Here is a 23,766-nt window from a genome sequence, read left to right on the forward strand (position 1 = left end):
GAGGGCCCGGTCCCCTTTTCGGGGGACCGGGCCCTCGCATCGCGCCGGGTGCCCCGAAAGAGAACGGGGAACCGCGCGACCGGCTGCTGACGGCCGGTGGTCACCGCACGCCCGTGCGTACGGTGACCACCGGAATCGGATCGTCCTACGGGAGCGCCTTGCGCAGCCGGAAGGTCAGGGACAGGGACTCGTCCGTGAACGGCTCCCCGTACGTCCCGTCCGCCTCGCCCTGTGCGAAGTCCGTGGCGAGGACCTCGTCGGCGATGAGTTCCGCGTGCTCGCTCAGCGCGGCGAGCACCGCCGGGTCGGTGGCGGTCCAGCGCAGCGCGATCCGGTCGGCCACGTCCAGGCCGCTGTTCTTGCGGGCCTCCTGGATGAGCCGGATCGCGTCCCGGGCGAGGCCCGCGCGGCGCAGCTCCTCGGTGATCTCCAGGTCCAGGGCGACCGTCGCGCCCGAGTCGGACGCCACGGACCAGCCCTCGCGCGGGGTCTCCGTGATGATCACCTCGTCCGGGGCGAGGGTGATGGTCTCGCCGTCGACCTCGACCGAGGCCGTGCCCTCGCGCAGGGCCAGGGACAGCGCGGCCGCGTCGGCGTTCGAGACGGCCTTGGCCACGTCCTGGACGCGCTTGCCGAACCGCTTGCCCAGCGCGCGGAAGTTCGCCTTGGCCGTGGTGTCGACGAGCGAACCGCCGACCTCGCTCAGCGACGCCAGCGAGCTGACGTTCAGCTCTTCCGTGATCTGCGTGTGCAGCTCGGGGTCGAGCGCCTCGAAGCCGGTGGCCGCGATCAGCGCCCGCGAGAGCGGCTGACGCGTCTTGACCCCGGACTCCGCGCGCGTGGCCCGGCCCAGCTCCACCAGCCGGCGCACCAGCACCATCTGCTTCGACAGCTCCGGGTCGACGGCGGTGAGGTCCGCCTCCGGCCAGGAGGACAGGTGCACCGACTCGGGCGCGTCCGGGGTGACCGGCACGATCAGGTCCTGCCAGACCCGCTCGGTGATGAACGGGGTCAGCGGGGCCATCAGCTGGGTGACCGTCGTGACGACCTCGTGCAGGGTGCGCAGCGCGGCCTTGTCGCCCTGCCAGAAGCGACGGCGGGAGCGGCGCACGTACCAGTTGGACAGGTCGTCGACGAACGCCGACAGCAGCTTGCCGGCGCGCTGGGTGTCGTACGCCTCCAGGGCCTGCGTGACCTGGTCGGTGAGCGCGTGCAGCTCGGACAGCAGCCAGCGGTCCAGCAGCGGTCGGTCGGCCGGGGCCGGGTCCGCCTCGGTGGGCGCCCAGCCGGACGTGCGCGCGTACAGGGCCTGGAAGGCGACCGTGTTCCAGTAGGTCAGCAGCGTCTTGCGGACGACCTCCTGGATCGTGCCGTGGCCGACGCGGCGGGCCGCCCAGGGGGAGCCGCCGGCCGCCATGAACCAGCGCACCGCGTCCGCGCCGTGCTGGTCCATGAGCGGGATCGGCTGCAGGATGTTGCCCAGGTGCTTGGACATCTTGCGGCCGTCCTCGGCGAGGATGTGGCCGAGGCAGACGACGTTCTCGTAACTCGACTTGTCGAAGACGAGCGTGCCGATCGCCATCAGCGTGTAGAACCAGCCACGGGTCTGGTCGATGGCCTCCGAGATGAACTGCGCCGGGTAGCGCGACTCGAAGAGCTCCTTGTTCTTGTACGGATAGCCCCACTGCGCGAACGGCATCGAGCCCGAGTCGTACCAGGCGTCGATCACTTCCGGCACGCGCGTGGCCGTCCGCCCGCAGCCGTCCTCGGGGCACGCGAAGGTGACCTCGTCGATGTACGGGCGGTGCGGGTCGAGGCCCGACTGGTCGGTGCCGGTCAGCTCGGTGAGCTCCGCGCGGGAGCCGATGACGGTGAGGTGGTCCTCCGCGCAGCGCCAGACGGGCAGCGGGGTGCCCCAGTAGCGGTTGCGGGACAGGGCCCAGTCGATGTTGTTGTTCAGCCAGTCGCCGAAGCGGCCGTGCTTGACCGAGTCCGGGAACCAGTTGGTCTTCTCGTTCTCCTGGAGGAGACGGTCCTTGACGGCCGTGGTGCGGATGTACCAGGACGGCTGCGCGTAGTACAGGAGGGCCGTGTGGCAGCGCCAGCAGTGCGGGTAGCTGTGCTCGTACGGGAGGTGCTTGAAGAGCAGGCCGCGGTCCGCGAGGTCCTCGGTGAGCTTCTCGTCCGCCTTCTTGAAGAAGACGCCGCCGACCAGGGGCACGTCCTCGGCGAAGGTGCCGTCCTGGCGGACCGGGTTCACCAGGGGCAGGCCGTAGGCGCGGCAGACCTTGAGGTCGTCCTCACCGAAGGCCGGGGACTGGTGGACCAGACCCGTGCCGTCCTCGGTGGTGACGTACTCGGCGTTCACCACGTAGTGGGCGGGCTCCGGGAACTCCACGAGCTCGAACGGACGTTGATACGTCCAGCGCTCCATCTCGGCACCGGTGAACCGCTGACCGGTGGGCTCCCAGCCCTCGCCGAGGGCCTTCGCCACGAGCGGCTCGGCGACGACCAGCTTCTCCGTGCCGTCCGTGGCGACGACGTAGGTGACGTCGGGGTGCGCGGCGACCGCGGTGTTGGACACCAGGGTCCACGGGGTCGTCGTCCACACCAGGAGCGCGGCCTCGCCCGCGAGCGGACCGGAGGTGAGCGGGAAACGGACGTACACCGAGGGGTCGACGACGGTCTCGTACCCCTGCGCCAGCTCGTGGTCGGACAGGCCGGTGCCGCAGCGCGGGCACCAGGGGGCGACGCGGTGGTCCTGGACGAGCAGTCCCTTGTTGAAGATCTCCTTGAGCGACCACCAGACGGACTCCACGTACTCGGGGTCCATCGTCCGGTAGGCGTCGTCCAGGTCGACCCAGTAACCCATGCGGGTCGTGAGCTCGGTGAAGGCGTCGGTGTGGCGGGTCACGGACTCGCGGCACTTCGCGTTGAACTCGGCGATGCCGTACCGCTCGATGTCCTGCTTGCCGGAGAAGCCGAGCTCCTTCTCGACCGCCAGCTCGACGGGGAGGCCGTGGCAGTCCCAGCCGGCCTTGCGGGCCACGTGGTAGCCGCGCATGGTGCGGAAGCGGGGGAAGACGTCCTTGAAGACGCGGGCCTCGATGTGGTGGGCACCGGGCATGCCGTTGGCCGTGGGCGGGCCCTCGTAGAACACCCATTCGGGGCGTCCCTCGGACTGCTCGAGGCTCTTGGCGAAGATCTTCTGCTCGCGCCAGAAGTCGAGCACGGCGTGCTCGAGGGCGGGCAGGTCGACCTGGGCGGGTACCTGGCGGTACGTCGGCGCTGTCATCGGCGGGCTTCCTCCAACGGACTTTCTGCCTTCCGTCGGAGGGACGAGAGCCTGCTTGCTGCCTGCGCCGTGACCGGCGCGCTCCCGCGGTACCACCCTCCTTGGCTCCCCGGTGCGTCGTACACACCGACGAGCCCCCTCATTGAGGTCGCGAAACCGGTTCTACTCACCCGAGCGGCGGCCCGGCATCCCGTGCTCGGCCCGCTCCGGCTTTCTTCCGGCGGCTCCGGGGTGATCTTCACGTCGCGCTCGCCCCCGGGCTTCCACCGTCCCCGGGTCGCTCATGGCCGCTCACGGCGCTACTCGTCCCCATCCACGCTTCTCGCTCCGCCCAGTGTACGGCGCCCCGGGGGCAGCGGCCGACCGGTTTTGCGCCGCCCGGGCGGGCCGCGTCCGGACGGACCGCGGGCGCACCCGCCGGCGCCGTCCGCCGCGGTCTCCCGGGTGCACCGCCGTGTGACCCGAATGGACCGGCGGCCGCGGCCCGGATGCCGGGACGCCCGGTGCGGCGGATTACCCGGCGGGAAGCTGGGCACAACGCCGACGGACCACGCGGGCGCATTCGAGGGGGCGGGCGGATCGGGGCGGTGCGCCCCGTTGCCGTGGCACTCAAGTCGATTTATCGTCCCAGCACGATTCGCGAACAAGATCACAATATGTGAAGGGGTCGCGGCCATGGTGGCGAGGAAGACCGCCGGACAGCAGCCGGCGTCGAGCGGTTCCACGGCCGCGGGAGCCTCCGGCGGGGCCGCGGACGAAGGCGCGGCGAGCACCGGGAGGAGGCCCGGGACGGCCATGCGGGGCGGCACCTCCGGTGGGGGTGCGCGGAAGGCCGGCGGCGGGAAGGGGCCGGTCGCGAAGGGCACGGTTCCGCGCGGCGCCTCCTCGGGGAGGGCGGCCGGGGAGGAGGGCTCCGGAAGACCGGCGGCCGAGGAGGCGGCCGGTGGGAACGCGGCGGCACGGAAGACCGCCGCGGGGAAACCCGCCGTCAGGAGGGGAGCCGCCCGGAAGGGCACCGGCGGGACGGTCTCCCCGGCGGCGGGCGCGGACCGGAAGAGCACGGCCAAGAAGGCGGGTGCGGCGCAGGCCGCGGAGACGACGGGAGCCACCACAGTGGTTGCGAAGAAGAGCCCCGGTACGGCCACGGCGGCGAACGAGTCCACGGCAGTCCCCAAGGCACGGGCCGGCGCGGCGGCACCCGACGAGCTCGCGGTGCGTCCCGGCGAGGACCCCTGGACCCCGGAGGAGGTCGTCGAGGCGCGCACGGAACTCCAGTCCGAGGCGATGCGCCTGCGGTCCGAGCTCGACGCGTCCGAACGGGCCCTCGCGGGCCTGATGCGCGACTCGGGCGACGGCGCGGGCGACGACCAGGCCGACACCGGCGCCAAGAACATCACCCGCGAGCACGAGATGTCGCTGGCACAGAACTCGCGCGAGATGCTCGAACAGACCGAGCGGGCCCTGGAGCGGCTGGACGCGGGCACCTACGGGCTCTGCGAGAACTGCGGCGAACCGATCGGGAAGGCGCGCATGCAGGCCTTCCCGCGGGCCACCCTGTGCGTCGAGTGCAAGCAGAAGCAGGAACGCCGCTACTGAAGTCCTCCTGAGCACGTGCCCGGCGGGAACCGTGACGTACTCTCGTCCTCAGTCAGGCACCTAGTCGAAGGACTCACGTGGCAGAGGCGGAGCGCATCATCGGTACGCCGGACACCCCCGGCGCGGCGGGAGCCGGGGCGGAGCGGTCCGGGGGACGGCCGGCCGCCGGCGAGCGGTCGACCGGCTCCGACGGCTCCCCGGCCGCGGACGCGGGTGAGGCGCCCGCGTCCGCGCAGGCGCAGGTTCCGGGAGTGGTGCCCGACGTGGACGGCGGTACGGACACGGAGAACGGGACCGAGCGGCCCCGCGGCAAGCGGCGGATCGCCGTGCTGTTCGCGGTCGCCGCACTGGCGTACGCCCTGGACCTGGTCAGCAAGATGATCGTGGTCGCGAAGCTGGAGCACCACGCGCCGATCGAGATCGTCGGGGAGTGGCTGCGGTTCGTGGCGATCCGCAACGCGGGCGCGGCCTTCGGCTTCGGCGAGGCCTTCACCGTCATCTTCACGGTGATCGCGGCGTCCGTGATCGTGGTGATCATCCGCCTCGCGCGCAAGCTGTACAGCCTGCCCTGGGCCGTCGCGCTCGGGCTGCTGCTCGGCGGCGCGCTGGGCAACCTGACGGACCGGATCTTCCGCGCGCCCGGCGTCTTCCAGGGCGCGGTGGTGGACTTCATCGCGCCCAAGGGCTTCGCGGTATTCAACCTCGCCGACTCCGCGATCGTCTGCGGAGGCGTCCTCATCGTGCTCCTGTCCTTCCGCGGGCTCGACCCGGACGGCACCGTCCACAAGGACTGAAGCGGACGTAGGCCCTGCTCAGGGGCGCGCGTACGGCGTTGTCGTACCCGTCCTGCATACTCGACGGGTGAGCGTAACTCCCGAGATCCGTACCCTGCCCGTGCCCGACGGCCTGGAGGGCGAGCGCGTCGACGCCGCCATCTCCCGCATGTTCGGGTTCTCCCGCACCAAGGCGGCGGAGCTGGCCGCGGCAGGCAAGGTGCAGGTCGACGGCACGGTGGTCGGCAAGTCCGAGCGGGTGAGCGGCGGGGCCTGGCTCGAGGTCGAGATGCCGCAGGCGCCCGCGCCCGTGCAGGTCGTCGCCGAGCCGGTCGAAGGCATGGAGATCGTGCACGACGACGACGACGTGGTCGTGATCATGAAGCCGGTCGGCGTGGCCGCCCACCCGAGCCCCGGCTGGACCGGACCGACCGTGATCGGCGGGCTGGCCGCGGCGGGCTACCGGATCTCCACCTCGGGCGCCGCCGAGCGCCAGGGCATCGTGCACCGGCTCGACGTGGGCACGTCGGGGCTGATGGCCGTGGCCAAGTCGGAGCGCGCGTACACGTCCCTCAAGCGCCAGTTCAAGGAGCGCACGGTCGACAAGCGCTACCACACACTGGTCCAGGGCCACCCCGACCCCACGAGCGGCACGATCGACGCGCCCATCGGCCGGCACCCGAACCACGACTACAAGTGGGCGGTCACGGCCGACGGCAAACCGTCCGTCACGCACTACGACCTCATCGAGGCGTTCCGCGCGGCCTCGCTGCTCGACGTGAAGCTGGAGACCGGGCGCACCCACCAGATCCGCGTCCACATGTCGGCCCACCGGCACCCGTGCGTGGGCGACCTGACGTACGGCGCGGACCCCACGCTCGCCAAGCGGCTCGGCCTCACCCGCCAGTGGCTGCACGCCGTGCGGCTCGGCTTCGAGCACCCCGGGGACGGGCGGTGGGTCGAGTTCGGGAGCGACTACCCCGAGGACCTGCGCAAGGCCCTGAACCAGGTGCGGGAGGAGACGTACGGATGAGCACCCCCTATCTGGTGCGTGTGGCCGAGGACATCGCCGACCGCGAGGCGTGCTTCGCGGTGCGCAAGGAGGTCTTCGTCGCCGAGCAGGGCGTCCCGGAGGACCTGGAGTACGACGCGTACGACACCGACGCCGACACGGTCCACGTACTGGCCGTCCGCGACGACGGGACGCCCCTCGGTGCCGGGCGGCTGCTGTCCGGCGCGGCGGCCGCGGGGAAGACGGGCGGCGACGCGACCGTGGGGTCGCTCGGGCGGCTCGCCGTGACCAGGGAGGCGCGCGGGCTGGGCGTCGGCGCGGCTCTGGTGCGGGCCGTCGAGGAGGCGGCGCGGGCCCGGGGGCTGGCCGCGGTCGACCTGCACGCGCAGACGCACGCGATGGGTTTCTACGAGCGGCTGGGCTACGTGGCGTACGGGCCGGAGTTCCCCGACGCCGGGATACCGCACCGGGCGATGCGGCGCTCCCTGTGAGGTCCTGCGGGCCGCCGGGCCCGCAGGTGAAACGGGTGCGGGGCCGGACACGCCGGGTGTGAGGCGGGCTCACCGGGGCATGCGGGGCAGTGCGGTCCGCAGGATGGTCCCCGTTGGTGCCGGAGTGTGCGGCACACGGAGGGCACGACCGGGCCGTACGGGGTGACGCGTGACACCCTGGCTTCGGGGTGTCCTTGATCGTCTAGACCTGCGGAGCACGACCGTGGATCAGTTGGCCCTGCTGTTCGCCCTGCTGCTCGGGGCCCTGGTGAGCGTCCCGCTGGGAGAGCGGTGGGGGCTGCCCGCGCCGGTGCTGATGACGATCCTCGGAATCGTTCTCGCCCTGCCGGACTTCGTCCCCAACGTCGACATCACCCCCGACCTCATCCTGCCCGCGCTGCTGCCGCCCCTGCTGTACGCGGCGGTGCGCCGCACCTCGTGGCGGCAGTTCGCGGCCAACAAACGGCCGATCTTCCTGCTGGCGGTGGCGCTGGTCTTCGTGACGACGGCGGCCGTGGCCGCCGTCGCCCACGCGATCGTGCCGTGGCTGCCGATCGCCGCCGCCGTGGCGCTCGGCGCGCTCGTCGCGCCGCCCGACCCGGTGGCCGCCACGGCCGTGGCGGCGAAGCTGGGGCTGCCGCGGCGGCTGGTGTCGATCCTGGAGGGCGAGGGGCTGTTCAACGACGTGACGGCCATCGTGCTGTACCACGTCGCGATCGCGGCCGCCGTCAGCGGGACGTTCTCCCTCTCGGAGGCCGGTCTCGAGCTGGTGCTGTCGGCCGTCGTCGCGGTCGCCCTCGGCCTGGCCCTGGGCTGGGCCGCGAACAGGCTGCTGAACATCCTCGGCGACGCCACCCTCCAGGTCGGGCTCACCCTGCTCGTGCCGTACGTCTCCTACGTGCTGGCCGAGGAGCTGCACGGGTCCGGGGTGCTCGCGGTGCTCACCACGGCGCTGTTCCTCTCCGAGTACGCCACCGACGCGGACGACGTCATGACCCGGCTCGCCGGGCACACGTTCTGGGACGTGGTGGACACGCTGGTGACCGGGGTCGCGTTCGGGCTGATCGGCCTGGAGCTGCACAACGCGATCAGGACGGCGTCGGGGCGGTGGGAGGAGATGACCGGCTGGGCCCTGGCGATCCTGGCCGTCGTCGTCCTCGTACGGCTGCTGTGGCTGCTGCCGGCGACCTGGCTCACCCGGTGGCTGCACGCCCGGCTGGACGAGGACCACGACGAGGACATCCCGCTGACCTGGCGGGAGACCGTGGTGATGTGGTGGTCCGGGATGCGGGGGGTGGCCTCCGCGGCGCTGGTGCTGGCGATTCCGCTGGAGCTGGAGAACGGGGAGCCGTTCCCGGGCCGGGAGGAGATGATCTTCATCGCCTTCGGGGTCGTCATGGGAACGCTGCTGATCCAGGGGCTCACACTGCCGTGGCTGGTCGGGCGGCTGGGGGTACGGGCCGACACCGAGGCCGAGAAGGAGTTCGAGAAGCAGCTCGCGATCCGGGCCGCCCGGGCCGCGAAACGGCGGCTCGCGGAGCTGAGGTCGGCGGAGGACCTGCCCGAGGAGCTCTCCGAGAAACTGCTCCAGCGGGCCTACGACATCGGCGCGCGGATCAGTCCGGACATCGGGCAGGACGTGCGCAAGGAGGGACACGAGGAGCGGGACCGCCGGATGAAGAAGGCACGGCGCATCCGGGGCGAGATGCTGAGCGCGGCCCGCCACGAGGTGCTGTCGGCCCGCAGCGAACCGGGCTCGGACCCCGAGATCGTGGACCGGGTGCTGCGGCACCTGGATGTACGGAGTCTGCGCTGACGGAACTCTCGGGCCGGTCCCGGCGGTCCGGCCCCGCCCCTACGGCGGGTGCCCGGCAGCGCTGACCGCTGCGACGCGGTGCGTCGCGCGTGCGCGGGGGTGTGGGGGCGATACGTGTCGTGCCTGTCCGCCGGGGCGGCGGGTGGCCGTGTGCCTGTGGTGCCGTGCGCGGGCGGCCGTCGGCCCGTTCGGGGTCCCGGTGCCTGCCGCGGCGTGGTGCGTCCGTATGCGCGGTGCTGTGCGGCCGGCCTGTCGTGCCCGTCCGGGGCACGGCGGGGCGTCGGTCCCGTCCGTGGTGCTATGCGCGTGTCGGTGGGGCGGTCGGCCCGCGAGGGTCACGTCCGCGGCCGTGGAACGGGGGCGAGCGTCCCGCTGCGGGCGGTCCGCGCGGGAGGCCGGGGCAGGTCAGCGCGGCCCCCGCGCGGCTCTCGCCTGAGCTCCATCAGCTCCGGCCCGGTCCCGCGTGCGGGGAGTCGTACGCGCGGTCGCGGGACGCGGTGCGGGCGGCGGCGCCGCGCCCGTGGCCGTAGGAGCGGACGGGGCCGTCGCCGTTCCGGCCGTCCTGGCCGGTGGTCCTGCCGTCGAGCCGGACGGGCGAGCGCGCCGGCGGCAGCTCCGCCTCGGCCGTGCTGACGCGGGGCAGGGCGTACGGGTGCTCGTCGGCCAGCCAGCGGATCATCTGCTCGCGGACCTCCACCCGCACCGTCCAGACGTCGTCCGCGTCCTTCGCGGTCATCAGGGCCCGCACCTCCATGGTGCTCGGTGTGGTGTCCGTGACGACCAGGTTGTAGGCGCGGCCGTCCCAGGCCGGACACGCGCGCAGGATGTCGCGGAGCTTGTCGCGCATCGCGTCCAGGGGGGCCGAGTGGTCGAGGTGCCAGAAGACGATGCCGGTCATCTGCGGGGTGCCGCGCGACCAGTTCTCGAAGGGCTTGGACACGAAGTACGAGACGGGCATGGTGAGCCGGCGCTCGTCCCAGGTCCGCACCGTCAGGAACGTCAGCGTGACCTCCTCGACCGTGCCCCACTCGCCGTCCACCACCACGGTGTCGCCGATGCGCACCATGTCGCCGAAGGCGATCTGGAACCCGGCGAACATGTTGCCGAGCGTCGACTGCGCGGCCACACCGGCGACGATGCCGATGATGCCCGCCGAGGCGAGCAGCGAGGCGCCGGCCGCGCGCATCGCGGGGAACGTCAGCAGCATGGCCGCCACCGCCACCACGCCGACGATCGCGGAGACGACCCGCATGATCAGCGAGACCTGGGTGCGCACCCGGCGGACCCGCGCGGGGTCGCGGTGGGCCCGCGCGTAGTGGCTGTAGGACGTCTCGACCACCGCGGCCGCGATCCGGATCATCAGCCAGGCGACGGACCCGATCAGCACCAGCGTCAGGATCCGGCCGACGGCGGCCTCGATCCTCGGGTCCCTGATCACCTGGTCGTACGCGCCTCTGAGCAGGCCCACGCACAGGACGAGCTGGTAGGGGATGCGGGCGCGGCGCAGCAGACCCCACAGCGGGGTCTCGTGATGCCGTTCGTCCGCTTTGCGCAGCAGGCGGTCGGTGACCCACCCTATGAGCAGGGTGAGCAGCACCGCGCCGCCCACCACCACCAGTGGGCGCAGTACGTTCTCCATGCCATCGAACGTAACCGGCACAGGCGGTCATGAACCTGTGTTCTCGGCGAGAACGTGGGTACAGGCGCCAGGTCCGGGCGTCGGGTCCGGGTGTCAGGTCCGGGTATCAGGTCCGGGCGTCGGCCGGGATGCCGGTGCCTGCTGGCACCATGGCTCCATGAACATCATGCTCTTCCACTCGGTCTACGGCCCCCGCCCGGCCGTGCGGACCGCCGCCGACCGGCTGCGCGCGGCGGGACACGAGGTGTGGACGCCCGACCTGTTCGAGGGCCACACCTTCGATGACATGGAGGAGGCCAAGGCCTTCAACGACGGCATCGGCAAGGACGAGCTGCTCAGGCGGGCGGTGCTGGCCGCGGCCCCCTACTCGGAGCGGGGCCTGGTCTATGCCGGGTTCTCGCTCGGCGCGGCCGTCGCGCAGACGCTGGCGCTCGGCGACGACAAGGCCCGCGGGCTGCTGCTCCTGCACGGCACGTCCGACATCGCGGAGAACGCCTCGGTGGACGAGCTGCCCGTCCAGCTGCACGTCGCCGAGCCCGATCCGTTCGAGCCGGACGACTGGCTGAGCGCGTGGTACCTGCGGATGCGGCGGACGGGCGCGGACGTGGAGGTCCACCGCTACCGCGGCGCCGGGCACCTCTACACCGACCCGGAGCTGCCGGACTACGACGAGGAGGCGGCCGAGGCCACCTGGAAGGTGGCGCTCGGCTTCCTCGGCAGTCTGTGACAGTCCGTGGGACAGGATCCGGTCAGCCCACCGGGTCGTACACCCGCTCCACCTTCCGCGTGCCGCTGCGCGTACGGTACGGGCGCGCCCGGGACGAGGTCGCGCCGGCCCGCGTGCGGTCGGAGAGCACGTAGTGGGCCATCTGCGCGCGCTCGGCGGTGACGTCCAGGACGCCGTAGCCGTGCCGGTCGGTGCCGACCCGCTGGACGTGCCGGTTGGTGGCGCGGATCAGCGCGGCGGCCGCGGCCGTGACGGTGCCGTACGAGGATCTCGCGGCGGTCGTCGGTGTAGTCGTCCCACCGGCGGGGGAAGAGGGCGGGATCATCACCGGGTTGCCGACCAGCCGCCAGGTCGTGTCCGCGGACGACGGGCCCGCCTTCAGCCGGTCCAGCTGGGCCCGCCCCGTCACCGTACGGTCGGGGTCGTCGCCGGCCGGCACCTGCTGGGAGCGGAACGACGCAGGTCGAGCAGGGAGAGGCCGGCCGGCTTCCCGAAGCGCGGCCGGCGGTAGGTGGAGGCGACGCCGTGCAGGAAGGCGGGTGCGTGGGCGGGTGCGGCCTGTGCCGGGACCGCGGCGGCCGGCGGGGCCGCGAGGACGGCTCCGGCCACGGCCGCCTTGACGACCGTACGGCGGCGCGGCGCGGCGCGGGGAGGACCGGGCCGGGGGCGTCCGGGACGTCCGGGTGGCCGGCGGAGTCGGTGAGGCGTCCGATGCGACGGGTCACGGCCGATCGCACTACTGATCGTCCCGCTCTCCGGGCAGCCGGAGAGCGCGCTGCGTACGGCGCGTGCGGGCGAACCGCGAAGAGTTCGCCCGCACGTCCGCCGCGCGTCGCCCGACCGGGACCGGCGCCTACTTGGTGACGCCCGCGTCCTTCAGGGCCGTCGCCCAGCCCGCGGCGTCGGACGGGATCTCGATCTTCTTGTCGTTGATCTTGACGGTGGGCGTCGAGTCGACGCCCTCGGCGTCGTCGAAGGCCTTGCTCATCCGCATCGCCCAGGCGTCGTACGTGCCCTTCTCGACCGCGTCCTGGAACTTGGTGTTGCCCTTCAGCTCGTCCACCGTGTCGGCCACCTTGATCAGGTAGTCGTTCTTGGCGAACTCGTCCGTGGACTCCTCGGGGTGGTACTCCGCCGAGTACAGCGCGGTCTTGTAGTCGATGAACGCCTCGGGGCTGACGTTCAGGGCGGCGCCGAGCGCGCTCAGCGCGTTCTTGGAGCCCTCGCCGCCGAGGTTGCCGTCGAGGAAGGTGCCGAGGGTGAACTGGAGCTTGTAGCTGCCGTCCTCCATGCCCTTGTTGACGGCCTCGCCGAGGGTCTGCTCGAAGTTGGCGCAGCCCGGGCAGCGCGGGTCCTCGTAGAGGTGGACCACGTTGTCGGTCTCCGAGTCGCCGACCACCACGGTGGTGCCGTCCTTGCCCGAGGTGTTGGCCGGGGCGACCACCTTGGCGTCGGCCGCCGCCTCCCACTTCGTGGGCTGGTTGCCCTGCACGACGGCGTAGCCGATGCCGCCGGCTATCGCGAGGACGGCGACGATCGAGCCGGCGACGATCGCCTGCCGCTTCGCCTTGTCGCGCTTGGCCTGCCGCTCGCGCTCCTGGCGCAGCCGCTCCCGGGCCGCCGTCTTCGCCGCCTGGCTGTTCCTCTTGCTCATGATGCTGGTCTCCCTGGGGACGCGCACAGGGCGTGCGCGGGGTGCTTGTCGGGGGGAACTGCGCTCGGTCGCCGTGCCCGCCGGTCAGGCGGCAGCGGCGGCCGGGCACGGCGGCCCGCGCCGTCCCAGGGAGTACGTGAGGAGCAGCGTGCGCGCGGCGGCGGGGCGGCGCACGGGGCGCGGCATCCGGCGGCGCGCCGGGGCCGGCCGTACCGTGACCGCGGCGACCGCGAGCAGCAGCGGCCGGAAACCCGCCGCGACCGTCGCGCCCAGCAGCTGGGCCAGCGCCCGCTCGCCGCGGCGCAGCCAGGCTGCCGCCAGCAGCCCCACGCCGACGTGCGTGGCGAGCAGCAGCCAGGCGGCGGCGGGGTCGGCGTCGGCGAGCAGCACCGCCGCGGGGGAGGGGTCGCCGGTCATCCGGGCCAGCGGGGCGCCGACGTCACCGGCGCACAGCACGTCGAGCCCGATCGAGCGCAGCGGGCCCGCGACGGGGCCGCCCGTGGCGCCGTAGCAGGCGTGCTGGCCCGCGGTGAACAGGGTGTCGGCGGCCAGCTCCAGCGGGATCAGCAGGGCGGCGATCCGTCCGAAGCCGCGCTCGCGGCCCGCCAGGGCGTACGCGATCAGGAAGACGGCGGCGGCTATGGCGGCCACCGTGGGCAGCGGCAGCGGCACCCCGGACAGCAGGACGTGCGACGCGGTGCTGAGCGTCACGACCAGCGCCGTGAACAGCGCCGCGCGCACGGCTCTGACTGGGGTCCCGGACATGTCCATAACGCTGTCGAGTGTCCCACGGGCCCGCGTAAAAGACCCCTAAAGGGGCCGGGGTCCCGGTGCGGGGTCCGTGGGACGGGGGACGCGGACGGTCACAGACCGGGGATCCGGCCGTTGCGGAACAGGTCCACGAAGATCTGGTGGTCCATGCGCGCGCGTGCGCCGTAGGCGTGCGCGAAGTCCACCAGCAGGGGCGCGAAGCCGTCCTCGTCGGCCGCGATCGCCGCGTCGATCGCCCGTTCGGTGGAGAACGGCACCAGGGACTCGCCGGACTGGTCGTCCGCCGCCGCGTGCATCGCGGCGGTGGCCCGGCCCAGATCGGCGACGACGAGCGCGATCTCCTCCGGGTCGTCGATGTCGCTCCAGTCCAGGTCGACCGCGTACGGCGACACCTCGGCGACGAGCTGGCCGGCGCCGTCCAGCTCGGTCCAGCCGAGCCACGGGTCGGCGTGCGCCTGGAGGGCGCGCTGCGAGATCACCGTGCGGTGGCCCTCGTGCAGGAAGTACTCCCGGATCGCGGGGTCCGTGACGTGGCGGGAGACCGCCGGGGTCTGGGCCTGCTTGACGTAGATCACCACGTCGTTCTCCAGGGCGTCGCTGTTGCCCTCCAGGAGGATGTTGTACGACGGCAGGCCCGCGGACCCGATGCCGATGCCGCGGCGGCCGACCACGTCCTTCACCCGGTACGAGTCCGGGCGGGCGAGCGAGGACTCCGGCAGCGTCTCCAGATAGCCGTCGAAGGCCGCGAGCACCTTGTAGCGGGTGGCCGCGTCCAGCTCGACGGAGCCGCCGCCGGGCGCGAAGCGGCGCTCGAAGTCGCGGATCTCGGTCATCGTCTCCAGCAGCCCGAAGCGGGTGAGCGAACGGGCCACGCGCAGCGCCTCCAGCAGCGGGCCCTCGGCGGTGTCGAGCGTGAACGGCGGGACCTCGTCGTGCTTGGCGCCCGTCGCGAGGGCGCGGATCCGCTCCCGGTACGCCTCCGCGTACACCCGTACCAGTCGGGTGATCTGCTCGTCACTGAGCGCCTTGGCGTAGCCGATCAGCGCGACCGAGGCCGCGAACCGCTTGAGGTCCCAGGTGAAGGGGCCGACGTAGGCCTCGTCGAAGTCGTTGACGTTGAAGACCAGCCGGCCCTGGGAGTTCATGTAGGTGCCGAAGTTCTCCGCGTGGAGATCGCCGTGGATCCACACGCGCGAGGTGCGGTCGTCCAGGTACGGTCCGCCGGCGCGGTCCGCCCCGTCCGCCCCGTCTGCGAGGTCTCGGTAGAAGAGGCTCGCCGTGCCGCGGTAGAAGGCGAACGCGGAGGCCGCCATCTTCCGGAACTTCACCCGGAAGGCGGCCGGATCGGCGGCCAGGAGCTCACCGAAGGCGGTGTGGATCACGTCGAGGATCTGCTCGCCGCGTCGCTCGGCGTCGAGCTGCGGAACCGGCATCGCTGGGTGCCTCCTGGTACGGGTGGTGTGTGACGTGGGGAACAGGGATGCCGTCCGAGGGCGACGAGTCCTTCGCAGCCTCCAACGACCGGCGACGCCCGCGAGTGCCCGCGCCACGCCGACGGCGGTCCCGGACGGGACCGTACTCCGCCCGGGAGGAATCCGCGGACGACGCCGGGACACGCCGTGCGCGGGACTCGCGGTGTCGGGGAGACCCCGTCGGGTGCCTGCCGGGAGGCATAGACTTCTTCGCTGTCCCCCGGACTGCCCGCAGCCCGCCGGACCCCCCGCCCCGCACCACGGCGCGCCCCGCCGCGGTGCGCCCGCCGACCCGCTGACCAGGAGGCCCAAGCCGTGTCGAAGCCGCCGTTCACGCACCTGCACGTCCACACCCAGTACTCGCTGCTGGACGGTGCCGCGCGGCTGAAGGACATGTTCAACGCCTGCAACGACATGGGCATGACGCACATCGCCATGTCCGACCACGGCAACCTCCACGGGGCGTACGACTTCTTCCACTCCGCGAAGAAGGCCGGGGTCACCCCGATCATCGGCATCGAGGCGTACGTCGCCCCCGAGTCCCGGCGGAACAAGCGCAAGATCCAGTGGGGCCAGCCGCACCAGAAGCGGGACGACGTCTCCGGTTCGGGTGGTTACACCCACAAGACGATCTGGGCGGCGAACAAGACGGGACTGCACAACCTCTTCAAGCTCTCCTCCGACGCGTACGCCGAGGGCTGGCTGCAGAAGTGGCCCCGGATGGACAAGGAGACCATCTCCCAGTGGTCCGAGGGGCTCATCGCCTCCACCGGCTGCCCCTCCGGCGAGCTCCAGACCCGGCTGCGCCTCGGCCAGTTCGACGAGGCCCTGAAGTCGGCCGCCGAGTACCAGGACATCTTCGGCAAGGACCGCTACTTCCTGGAGCTGATGGACCACGGCATCGAGATCGAGCGCCGGGTCCGCGACGGCCTGCTGGAGATCGGCAAGAAGCTCGGCATCCCGCCGCTGGTGACGAACGACTCGCACTACACGTACGCGCACGAGGCCGCGGCCCACGACGCCCTGCTGTGCATCCAGACCGGCAAGAACCTCTCCGACCCCGACCGCTTCAAGTTCGACGGCACCGGCTACTACCTGAAGTCCACGGACGAGATGTACGCCATCGACTCCTCGGACGCCTGGCAGGAGGGCTGCCGCAACACGCTCCTGGTGGCCGAGCAGATCGACACCACCGGGATGTTCGAGAAGCGCGACCTGATGCCGAAGTTCGACATCCCGGAGGGCTACACCGAGGTCACCTGGTTCAAGGAGGAGGTCCGCCGCGGCATGGAGCGCCGCTTCCCCGGCGGCATCCCCGAGGACCGGCAGAAGCAGGTCGAGTACGAGATGGACGTCATCATCCAGATGGGGTTCCCGGGGTACTTCCTCGTCGTCGCCGACTTCATCATGTGGGCCAAGAACAACGGCATCGCGGTGGGTCCGGGGCGAGGCTCCGCGGCCGGTTCGATCGTCGCGTACGCCATGGGCATCACCGACCTCGACCCGATCCCGCACGGTCTGATCTTCGAGCGGTTCCTCAACCCCGAGCGCGTCTCCATGCCCGACGTCGACATCGACTTCGACGAGCGCCGGCGCGTCGAGGTGATCCGGTACGTGACGGAGAAGTACGGCGCCGACAAGGTCGCCATGATCGGCACCTACGGCAAGATCAAGGCCAAGAACGCGATCAAGGACTCCGCGCGCGTCCTCGGCTACCCGTACGCGATGGGCGACCGGCTCACCAAGGCCATGCCCGCCGACGTCCTCGGCAAGGGCATCGACCTCGACGGCATCACCAACCCCTCGCACCCCCGGTACAACGAGGCCGGCGAGATCCGCTCGATGTACGAGAACGAGCCGGACGTGAAGAAGGTCATCGACACCGCCAAGGGCGTCGAGGGCCTGGTCCGCCAGATGGGTGTGCACGCGGCCGGCGTGATCATGTCCAGTGAGCCCATCGTCGACCACGCCCCGATCTGGGTGCGGCACACGGACGGCGTGACGATCACCCAGTGGGACTACCCGCAGTGCGAGTCGCTCGGCCTGCTCAAGATGGACTTCCTGGGCCTGCGCAACCTCACGATCATGGACGACGCCATCAAGATGGTGAAGGCCAACAAGGGCATCGACCTGGAGATGCTCTCGCTCCCGCTGGACGACCCCAAGACCTTCGAACTGCTCTGCCGCGGTGACACCCTCGGTGTCTTCCAGTTCGACGGCGGCCCGATGCGCTCGCTGCTCCGCCAGATGCAGCCCGACAACTTCGAGGACATCTCCGCCGTCTCGGCCCTGTACCGGCCGGGCCCGATGGGCATGAACTCGCACATCAACTACGCGGAGCGGAAGAACGGCCGCCAGGAGATCACCCCGATCCACCCGGAGCTGGAGGAGCCCCTCAAGGAGGTCCTGGACGTCACCTACGGCCTGATCGTCTACCAGGAGCAGGTGCAGAAGGCCGCCCAGATCATCGCCGGCTACTCGCTCGGCGAGGCCGACATCCTCCGCCGCGTGATGGGCAAGAAGAAGCCCGAGGAGCTGGCGAAGAACTTCACCATCTTCCAGGCGGGCGCCCAGAAGAACGGCTACAGCGACGAGGCGATCCAGGCGCTGTGGGACGTGCTGGTCCCGTTCGCCGGCTACGCCTTCAACAAGGCGCACTCCGCCGCGTACGGCCTGGTCTCGTACTGGACCGCGTACCTGAAGGCGAACTACCCCGCCGAGTACATGGCCGCGCTCCTCACCTCCGTCAAGGACGACAAGGACAAGTCGGCCGTCTACCTCAACGAGTGCCGCCGCATGGGCATCAAGGTGCTCCCGCCGAACGTCAACGAGTCCGAGTCGAACTTCGCCGCCCAGGGCGACGACGTGATCCTCTTCGGCCTCTCCGCCGTCCGCAACGTCGGCACCAACGTCGTCGAGTCGATCATCCGCAGCCGCAAGGCCAAGGGGAAGTACAGCTCCTTCCCCGACTACCTGGACAAGGTCGAGGCGGTCGTCTGCAACAAGCGCACCACGGAGTCACTGATCAAGGCCGGCGCCTTCGACTCCATGGGGCACACCCGCAAGGGCCTGATGGCGCAGTACGAGCCGATGATCGACAACGTGGTCGCGGTCAAGCGCAAGGAGGCCGAGGGCCAGTTCGACCTCTTCGGCGGCATGGGCGAGGAGGAGAGCAGCGAGCCCGGCTTCGGGCTGGACGTCACGTTCACGGACGACGAGTGGGACAAGACCTACCTGCTCGCCCAGGAGCGCGAGATGCTCGGTCTGTACGTCTCCGACCACCCGCTCTTCGGCCTGGAGCACGTGCTGTCCGACAAGGCGGACGCGGGCATCGCCCAGCTCACCGGCGGGGACTTCGGCGACGGCGCGGTGGTGACCATCGGCGGCATCATCTCCGGCCTGCAGCGCAAGATGACCAAGCAGGGCAACGCCTGGGCCATCGCCACGGTGGAGGATCTCGCCGGCTCCCTCGAGTGCATGTTCTTCCCCGCGACGTACCAGCTCGTCTCGACCCAGCTCGTCGAGGACGCGGTGGTGTTCGTCAAGGGCCGCCTCGACAAGCGCGAGGACGTGCCGCGGCTGGTCGCGATGGAACTGATGGTCCCCGACCTGTCGAACGCGGGGACGAACGCGCCGGTCGTGCTCACCATCCCGGCGACCCGGGTCACCCCGCCCATGGTCAGCCGGCTCGGGGAGATCCTCGGCAACCACCGGGGCGACAGCGAGGTGCGGATCAGGCTCCAGGGCCCGCGCAAGACGACGGTGCTGCGTCTGGACCGGCACCGGGTGAAGCCGGACCCGGCGCTCTTCGGTGACCTGAAGGTGCTGCTGGGTCCGTCCTGCCTGGCGGGCTGAGCCCGGCGGTCACGACGACTGTGCGTTCCGAGGGTTACGCCGGTGTCGGGGGGCCCGGGGCGGGCCGGGTTCGGTCCGTCCGGATTCCGACACCGGCTCCCGCGCGCAAAGGCGCGGCAAAGGCTTGCGCGGTACGGAGGCGCACGCGGAGAACCTGCGCGGCGGGGTCCTCAATTGTGACCGAAGCGCCTCTGCTGCTTGCGGGCGACCTCCGCCGGGCTGCCCTGCGGCTGTGTCAGCGGCGACTCCGCCGACTCACCCGGAATCCGCTCCACCTGCTCCTGAGCCTGCTCGGACCGGGCCGCCCGGCTCTGCGGGCTGCCCTGTTTCCGGTTCTTGTTCTTGGCCATGGTGATCCGCCTCCTGTGGGTGATCTAGGGGCCAAAGCCGCGACCAGATTCACATAGGCGGACACTCCTCGCATGTCGTAAAAATACGGTGCGTTACCGGATGGATGAGAGTGGACTGCTCCGGATGCGCCACGCCGATGATCCAGTTCCGGCCGTTAACCTTCGCGAGGTCGGGCAGACTCGAAGGAAGCCCGAAGCAAACCTCCCGGAAAGAGGGTGGATCGCGTGGACCGCTGCATCGTCCTGGTGGACGCCGGATATCTGCTCGGTGCCGCCGCCAGCCTCCTCGCCGGGGAACCCTCGCGCTCCCGCATCACCGTGGACCACTCCGCCCTCATCCAAGGGCTCCGCGAGCGCGCCGAATCGGACACCCAGCAGCCCCTGTTGCGCATCTACTGGTTCGACGGCGCCCCCGACCGCGTGCCCCAGCCCGAGCACCGCAGGCTGCGGGTGATGCCCCGGGTCACCGTCCGCCTGGGTGCCCTGACCCGCAGCGACGGACGGTGGGCGCAGAAGGGCGTGGACGCGGCCATGCACGCCGAACTCACCGAACTCGCCCGCAACCGGGCCTGCTCGGACGTGGTCCTCGTGACCGGGGACGGGGACCTGCTGCCCGGCATGATGGCGGCCAAGGAGCACGGGGTGGCCGTGCACCTGTGGGCCGTGCAGGCCGCGGACGGCGACTACAACCAGTCCGAGGACCTCGTCGCCGAGGCCGACGAACGGCGCGTCCTGGACCGGGTCTGGATCACCAAGGCCGTACGGCCCAAGGAGTTCGGCGGGGTGTGCGCGCCACCGCCCGTGCCCCGGCCCGAGATCGCCGCCATCCTCTCCGCACCGCTGCCCGAGTCGGCGCTCGCCACCACGGACCGGGACGGTGAGCGGCCGCGGCCCGTGACGTCGGCGCCCTCGCGCAACGGCAGCGAGGAACGCGTCCCCGCCGCCAAGGGCGGCGTCCCCACCCCGAAGGACCTCGCCGCGCTGCGGTCGCCCGCCGCCCCCGCCGCGCAGGCCCCGGCGAGCGCCACGCTGCGCTGGTCCTCCGACAAGGGGTGGGTGGACCGGCCCGGCGTCGTCGGCGAGACGCCGGACGCGGCCGCCATGCCGACGCTGGCCCAGCTCACCACGGCCGAACAGCGCTGGGCCGACCGGGAGGAGGACATCACCACGGTCGGCGGCGACCCGTACGAGGTCGGCCAGGTGTTCGCGCGCCGCTGGGTGGAACGCCTCGCGGACCGGGCGCAGCTGCAGAAGCTCTCCGGCATGTACCCGCGCATCCCGCACCGGGTCGACGGCGAACTGCTGCGGTACGCGGCCCGGTTCGGACTGCTGGCCCACAAGGACGACCAGATCGACGAGCACGACCGCTACGCCATCCGGGCCGGTTTCTGGCGCGAGATCGACGTACGGACCACCCCGGAGAACGTCCCCGCCGGGGAGTGAGCGCGGCCGTCCCGGAGTCGGCCGGGGCCGTCCCGGCCGGCGCGTCACGGTCCCGTGCCACGACCCGTCCGGCCCCGGACGGCGACCCGGACGCGAGGCCGGGCCCGGCACCCCGTAGTCTCGTGCCTCGTGAGTACGCGCGCGGGACAGGGAAGCCGGCACGGCGATGTCGTGTGCGCGGTGCGCGGTCTGACGAAGACCTACCCCGCGGCGCGAGGGCGGCGCGGAACACCGGCAACGCCCGAGATCAAGGCCAACGACGCGGTGGAGCTCCAGGTCCGGCGCGGGGAGATCTTCGGGCTGCTCGGCCCCAACGGCGCCGGGAAGTCCACACTCGTACGGCAGCTCACCGGGCTCATGCGCCCGGACGAGGGCACCGTGGACATCCTCGGCCACGACATCGTGCGCCATCCCGAGCGGGCCGCGCGCATCCTCGCCTACCTGGGTCAGGAGTCCACCGCGCTGGACGACCTCACCGTGTCGCTCGCCGCGGAGACCACCGGGCGGCTGCGCGGCCTCGACGTGACCCGGGCGCGCGAGGAGCGGGACGCCGTACTGGACGAGCTGGGGCTGACCCCGCTCGCCGCGCGGCCGATCCGGAAGCTGTCCGGCGGGCAGCGGCGGCTGGCCTGTTTCGCCGCCGCCCTGGTGGGCGAGCGGCCCCTGCTGGTGCTGGACGAGCCGACCACCGGCATGGACCCCGTCGCCCGGCGGGCCGTCTGGGCCGCCGTCGACCGGCGCCGTGCCGAGCGCGGCACGACCGTCCTGCTCGTCACCCACAACGTCATCGAGGCGGAGACCGTGCTCGACCGCGTCGCCGTGCTCGACAAGGGACGGGTCATCGCCTGCGACACCCCGGCCGGACTCAAGGAGAAGGTGGCGGGCGAGGTCCGCGTGGACCTGGTGTGGCGCGAGCGGGCACCGCTGGAGGTGCCCGAGGTCGCCGCGCTGCGCTCGCGGGCCGACGAGTCCGGGCGCCGGTGGACGCTGCGGCTCGCCCCCGAGGAGGCCCGCGCCGTGGTCGCCACCGTCACCGGCGGCGCCGCCTTCGTGGCCCTCGACGACTTCACGCTCGCCACGCCGAGCCTGGAGGACGTGTACCTGGCGCTGGGCGGCGGCGCACAGCAGGGACTGGTGAAGGCGTGATCGGCGTGAACGCACGGACGGCCGCGGCCGTACGGGACCGTGCGACGGCCGGAGCGAGAAGGAGCAGCTCGACGTGAGTGTCGTACCCGCGGAGTTCCTGCCGGGCGAGACCCTGGCCGTGCCGGAGCGCGACCCGGCGGCCCCGGCCGCGCTCGGGCCGCGGGCGCGGCTGTGGCCGTCGCTCGCCGCCGTCTACCGGGCCCAGCTCTCCCGCGCGCGGGTCGCGCGGATCCCGCTCCTGTTCGTGGCCACGTTCCAGTCGGTCGGCATCATGATCCTGATGCGGGGCGTCGTGGACGGCGGCAGCGAGGCGCAGGCCGTCGTCGCCGGCTCGTCCGTGCTCGTGGTGGCCTTCGTCGCGCTCAACCTGCTCGCCCAGTACTTCGGGCAGCTGCGGTCGAGCGGCGGGCTCGACCACTACGCCACGCTGCCGGTGCCGCCGGCCGCCGTGGTGCTGGGCGCGGCGGGCGCGTACGCCTCCTTCACCGTGCCCGGCACGATCGTGACCGCCGTCTTCGGCTGCGTGCTCTTCGGGCTGCCGCTCACCCACCTGTGGGTGCTCGCCGCGGTGATCCCGCTCGCCGGAGCCGCGCTCGCCGGACTCGGGGCCGCCCTCGGGCTGCTCGCGCCCCGGCCCGAACTCGCCACCCTCCTCGGACAGCTCGGCATGTCGGCGGCGCTGCTCCTCGGGGTGCTGCCCGCCGAGCGGATGCCCGCCGTGGTGCAGCTCGCCCGCGACCTGCTGCCCTCCACGTACGGGGTCGAGGCCTTCGCGCGGACCTTCGGGCCCGGCCCCGACTGGGCGCTCGTCCTCGGCGACCTGGCGGTGTGCGCGGGCGTCGGGGTCATCTCACTGGCGGTCGCCACCTGGGCCTACCGCCGGGCCGCCGTCCGATGACGCGGCGCACGGCCGGGCCTGGCACGATGTCAGGGTGACCGCACCGCTGACTCCGCCCCCGCACGATCCCTCCTCCCGCCGCGCCCACGCCTGGCACGCCGCACCGGGTTCCCCGGCCGCGGGTCCGGCCGGCCACGACGTCGCGCACGGACACGGCGGGAAGGACGCCGAAGACGGTCAGGACGGGCAGGACGGTCCCGGGATGAGGACCGAGCTGAGGGAAGCCGCGGTCGTCACGGTCGCGACGGCGGTCGTCGGAGCGCTGCTCGGCCTGCTGTGGTGGTGGCTGGCGCCGAACGTCCCGCTGATCTCGGACGGTACGGCGGTCTACCTGCGGGACACCGAGGGCGAGCAGGCCATCGGGGTCGACGGGACGTTCACACTGCTGGCGCTGGGCTTCGGAGCCCTGAGCGCGCTGGTGGTGTTCCTGGTGCGCAAGCGCGGGGGAGTGCCGTTGGTGCTGGCGCTCACCGTCGGCGGGCTGCTGGGCTCGCTGCTCGCGTGGCGGCTCGGCGTCTGGCTCGGGCCCGCCCAGGACGTCGTCGCCCACGCCCGGCAGGTCGGCGAGGGCAGGACCTTCCCGGCGCCGCTCAAGCTGGGCGCGAAGGGCGCGCTGCTCGCCTGGCCGGTCGCCACGCTGCTGGTCCACCTGGGACTGACGGCGCTGTTCGCCCCCCGGGACCCCGACCCGTACGGGCAGCAGCACCAGCTCGGCCCCTACGGACCGCCGCCGGCCCGGGACGCCTGACGGCACGACCGGCGCCGCACGGCGGTCCGCACCCGGCTCACGCCGGCCGGCGGCCGTGGTTGGAGCGGTTCTTCCGCACG

General features: G+C 72.2%; 17 protein-coding genes and 1 pseudogene. 11 read left to right on the forward strand and 7 right to left on the reverse strand.

Annotated features, from left to right (window positions below; genetic code table 11):
* Positions 1-145: 145 nt before the first annotated feature.
* Positions 146-3,295 carry an isoleucine--tRNA ligase gene (gene ileS / locus IEZ04_RS20315; protein WP_189218342.1) on the reverse strand — a complete coding sequence of 1,050 codons (3,150 nt, stop codon included), beginning with the start codon at positions 3,293-3,295 and terminating at the stop codon, positions 146-148.
* 675 nt (positions 3,296-3,970) lie between these two features.
* Between ileS and IEZ04_RS20320 the strand changes: the two genes are divergently transcribed.
* From IEZ04_RS20320 to IEZ04_RS20340, 5 genes are all read left to right on the forward strand, one after another.
* Complete coding sequence (locus IEZ04_RS20320) at positions 3,971-4,891, forward strand: TraR/DksA family transcriptional regulator (protein ID WP_189218343.1); 921 nt, start codon at positions 3,971-3,973, stop codon at positions 4,889-4,891.
* A gap of 77 nt (positions 4,892-4,968) precedes the next feature.
* The gene (lspA, locus tag IEZ04_RS20325) at positions 4,969-5,685 is read left to right on the forward strand and encodes a signal peptidase II (protein ID WP_189218344.1); all 717 of its coding nucleotides are present in this window, start codon (positions 4,969-4,971) and stop codon (positions 5,683-5,685) included.
* 67 nt (positions 5,686-5,752) lie between these two features.
* On the forward strand, positions 5,753-6,697 hold the full coding sequence (locus tag IEZ04_RS20330; RefSeq protein WP_189218345.1) for an RluA family pseudouridine synthase: 945 nt from the start codon (positions 5,753-5,755) through the stop codon (positions 6,695-6,697).
* The gene (locus IEZ04_RS20335; protein ID WP_189218346.1) at positions 6,694-7,167 is read left to right on the forward strand and encodes a GNAT family N-acetyltransferase; all 474 of its coding nucleotides are present in this window, start codon (positions 6,694-6,696) and stop codon (positions 7,165-7,167) included. The genes IEZ04_RS20330 and IEZ04_RS20335 overlap by 4 nt, the downstream gene beginning before the upstream one ends.
* A 223-nt stretch (positions 7,168-7,390) precedes the next feature.
* Positions 7,391-8,983: a Na+/H+ antiporter gene (locus IEZ04_RS20340; protein WP_189218347.1), complete on the forward strand. Its 1,593-nt coding sequence runs from the start codon at positions 7,391-7,393 to the stop codon at positions 8,981-8,983.
* A gap of 442 nt (positions 8,984-9,425) precedes the next feature.
* On the opposite strand, the gene IEZ04_RS20345 is transcribed toward IEZ04_RS20340, so the two are convergent.
* Positions 9,426-10,622: a mechanosensitive ion channel family protein gene (locus IEZ04_RS20345; RefSeq protein WP_189218348.1), complete on the reverse strand. Its 1,197-nt coding sequence runs from the start codon at positions 10,620-10,622 to the stop codon at positions 9,426-9,428.
* Positions 10,623-10,779: 157 nt separating this feature from the next.
* Here IEZ04_RS20345 and IEZ04_RS20350 point away from each other — a divergent pair, with 157 nt between their 5' ends.
* The gene (locus tag IEZ04_RS20350; RefSeq protein ID WP_189218349.1) at positions 10,780-11,349 is read left to right on the forward strand and encodes a dienelactone hydrolase family protein; all 570 of its coding nucleotides are present in this window, start codon (positions 10,780-10,782) and stop codon (positions 11,347-11,349) included.
* 22 nt (positions 11,350-11,371) lie between these two features.
* Here IEZ04_RS20350 and IEZ04_RS20355 read toward each other — a convergent pair.
* The 4 genes and pseudogenes from IEZ04_RS20355 to IEZ04_RS20370 form a co-directional block, all read right to left on the reverse strand.
* Positions 11,372-11,865, reverse strand: a pseudogene (locus IEZ04_RS20355) (alkaline phosphatase D family protein); the annotation flags it as partial.
* A gap of 337 nt (positions 11,866-12,202) precedes the next feature.
* The gene (locus tag IEZ04_RS20360; protein WP_189218350.1) at positions 12,203-13,003 is read right to left on the reverse strand and encodes a DsbA family protein; all 801 of its coding nucleotides are present in this window, start codon (positions 13,001-13,003) and stop codon (positions 12,203-12,205) included.
* 84 nt (positions 13,004-13,087) lie between these two features.
* Positions 13,088-13,774, reverse strand: a complete 687-nt coding sequence (locus IEZ04_RS20365; RefSeq protein ID WP_189218351.1) for a hypothetical protein — start codon at positions 13,772-13,774, stop codon at positions 13,088-13,090.
* Positions 13,775-13,866: 92 nt separating this feature from the next.
* Positions 13,867-15,207, reverse strand: coding sequence for a DUF2252 domain-containing protein (locus tag IEZ04_RS20370; RefSeq protein ID WP_189218352.1), 1,341 nt, complete (start codon positions 15,205-15,207; stop codon positions 13,867-13,869).
* A 354-nt stretch (positions 15,208-15,561) separates the two neighbouring features.
* On the opposite strand from IEZ04_RS20370, the gene dnaE reads away from it, so the two are divergent.
* Entirely contained in the window at positions 15,562-19,101 is a 3,540-nt protein-coding gene (gene dnaE, locus IEZ04_RS20375; RefSeq protein WP_189218353.1) for a DNA polymerase III subunit alpha, read from the forward strand.
* Between the two features lie 170 nt (positions 19,102-19,271).
* On the opposite strand, the gene IEZ04_RS20380 is transcribed toward dnaE, so the two are convergent.
* Positions 19,272-19,451 carry a hypothetical protein gene (locus IEZ04_RS20380; RefSeq protein WP_189218354.1) on the reverse strand — a complete coding sequence of 60 codons (180 nt, stop codon included), beginning with the start codon at positions 19,449-19,451 and terminating at the stop codon, positions 19,272-19,274.
* A 225-nt stretch (positions 19,452-19,676) separates the two neighbouring features.
* Here IEZ04_RS20380 and IEZ04_RS20385 point away from each other — a divergent pair, with 225 nt between their 5' ends.
* The 4 genes from IEZ04_RS20385 (at position 19,677) to IEZ04_RS20400 (ending at position 23,686) form a co-directional block, all read left to right on the forward strand.
* Positions 19,677-20,894, forward strand: coding sequence for an NYN domain-containing protein (locus tag IEZ04_RS20385; protein ID WP_189218355.1), 1,218 nt, complete (start codon positions 19,677-19,679; stop codon positions 20,892-20,894).
* 129 nt (positions 20,895-21,023) lie between these two features.
* Complete coding sequence (locus IEZ04_RS20390; RefSeq protein ID WP_189218356.1) at positions 21,024-22,040, forward strand: ABC transporter ATP-binding protein; 1,017 nt, start codon at positions 21,024-21,026, stop codon at positions 22,038-22,040.
* A 73-nt stretch (positions 22,041-22,113) separates the two neighbouring features.
* Positions 22,114-22,938, forward strand: coding sequence for an ABC transporter permease (locus IEZ04_RS20395; RefSeq protein WP_189218357.1), 825 nt, complete (start codon positions 22,114-22,116; stop codon positions 22,936-22,938).
* A 34-nt stretch (positions 22,939-22,972) separates the two neighbouring features.
* Positions 22,973-23,686 (forward strand): AAA family ATPase, encoded by a 714-nt coding sequence (locus IEZ04_RS20400; RefSeq protein ID WP_189218358.1) that lies wholly within the window; start codon positions 22,973-22,975, stop codon positions 23,684-23,686.
* The last annotated feature ends 80 nt before the right edge of the window (positions 23,687-23,766 follow it).

The organism is Streptomyces ruber (assembly GCF_014648075.1).
GTDB lineage: Bacteria > Actinomycetota > Actinomycetes > Streptomycetales > Streptomycetaceae > Streptomyces > Streptomyces ruber.

Excerpts from the sequence above, each read along its gene's own strand:
- IEZ04_RS20380 (WP_189218354.1), bottom strand. The coding sequence starts at position 19,451 with ATGGCCAAGAACAAGAACCGGAAACAGGGCAGCCCGCAGAGCCGGGCG.
- IEZ04_RS20345 (WP_189218348.1), bottom strand. The coding sequence starts at position 10,622 with ATGGAGAACGTACTGCGCCCACTGGTGGTGGTGGGCGGCGCGGTGCTG.
- IEZ04_RS20335 (WP_189218346.1), top strand. The coding sequence starts at position 6,694 with ATGAGCACCCCCTATCTGGTGCGTGTGGCCGAGGACATCGCCGACCGC.
- IEZ04_RS20365 (WP_189218351.1), bottom strand. The coding sequence starts at position 13,774 with ATGGACATGTCCGGGACCCCAGTCAGAGCCGTGCGCGCGGCGCTGTTC.
- IEZ04_RS20320 (WP_189218343.1), top strand. The coding sequence starts at position 3,971 with ATGGTGGCGAGGAAGACCGCCGGACAGCAGCCGGCGTCGAGCGGTTCC.
- IEZ04_RS20350 (WP_189218349.1), top strand. The coding sequence starts at position 10,780 with ATGAACATCATGCTCTTCCACTCGGTCTACGGCCCCCGCCCGGCCGTG.
- IEZ04_RS20370 (WP_189218352.1), bottom strand. The coding sequence starts at position 15,207 with ATGCCGGTTCCGCAGCTCGACGCCGAGCGACGCGGCGAGCAGATCCTC.
- ileS (WP_189218342.1), bottom strand. The coding sequence starts at position 3,295 with ATGACAGCGCCGACGTACCGCCAGGTACCCGCCCAGGTCGACCTGCCC.
- IEZ04_RS20360 (WP_189218350.1), bottom strand. The coding sequence starts at position 13,003 with ATGAGCAAGAGGAACAGCCAGGCGGCGAAGACGGCGGCCCGGGAGCGG.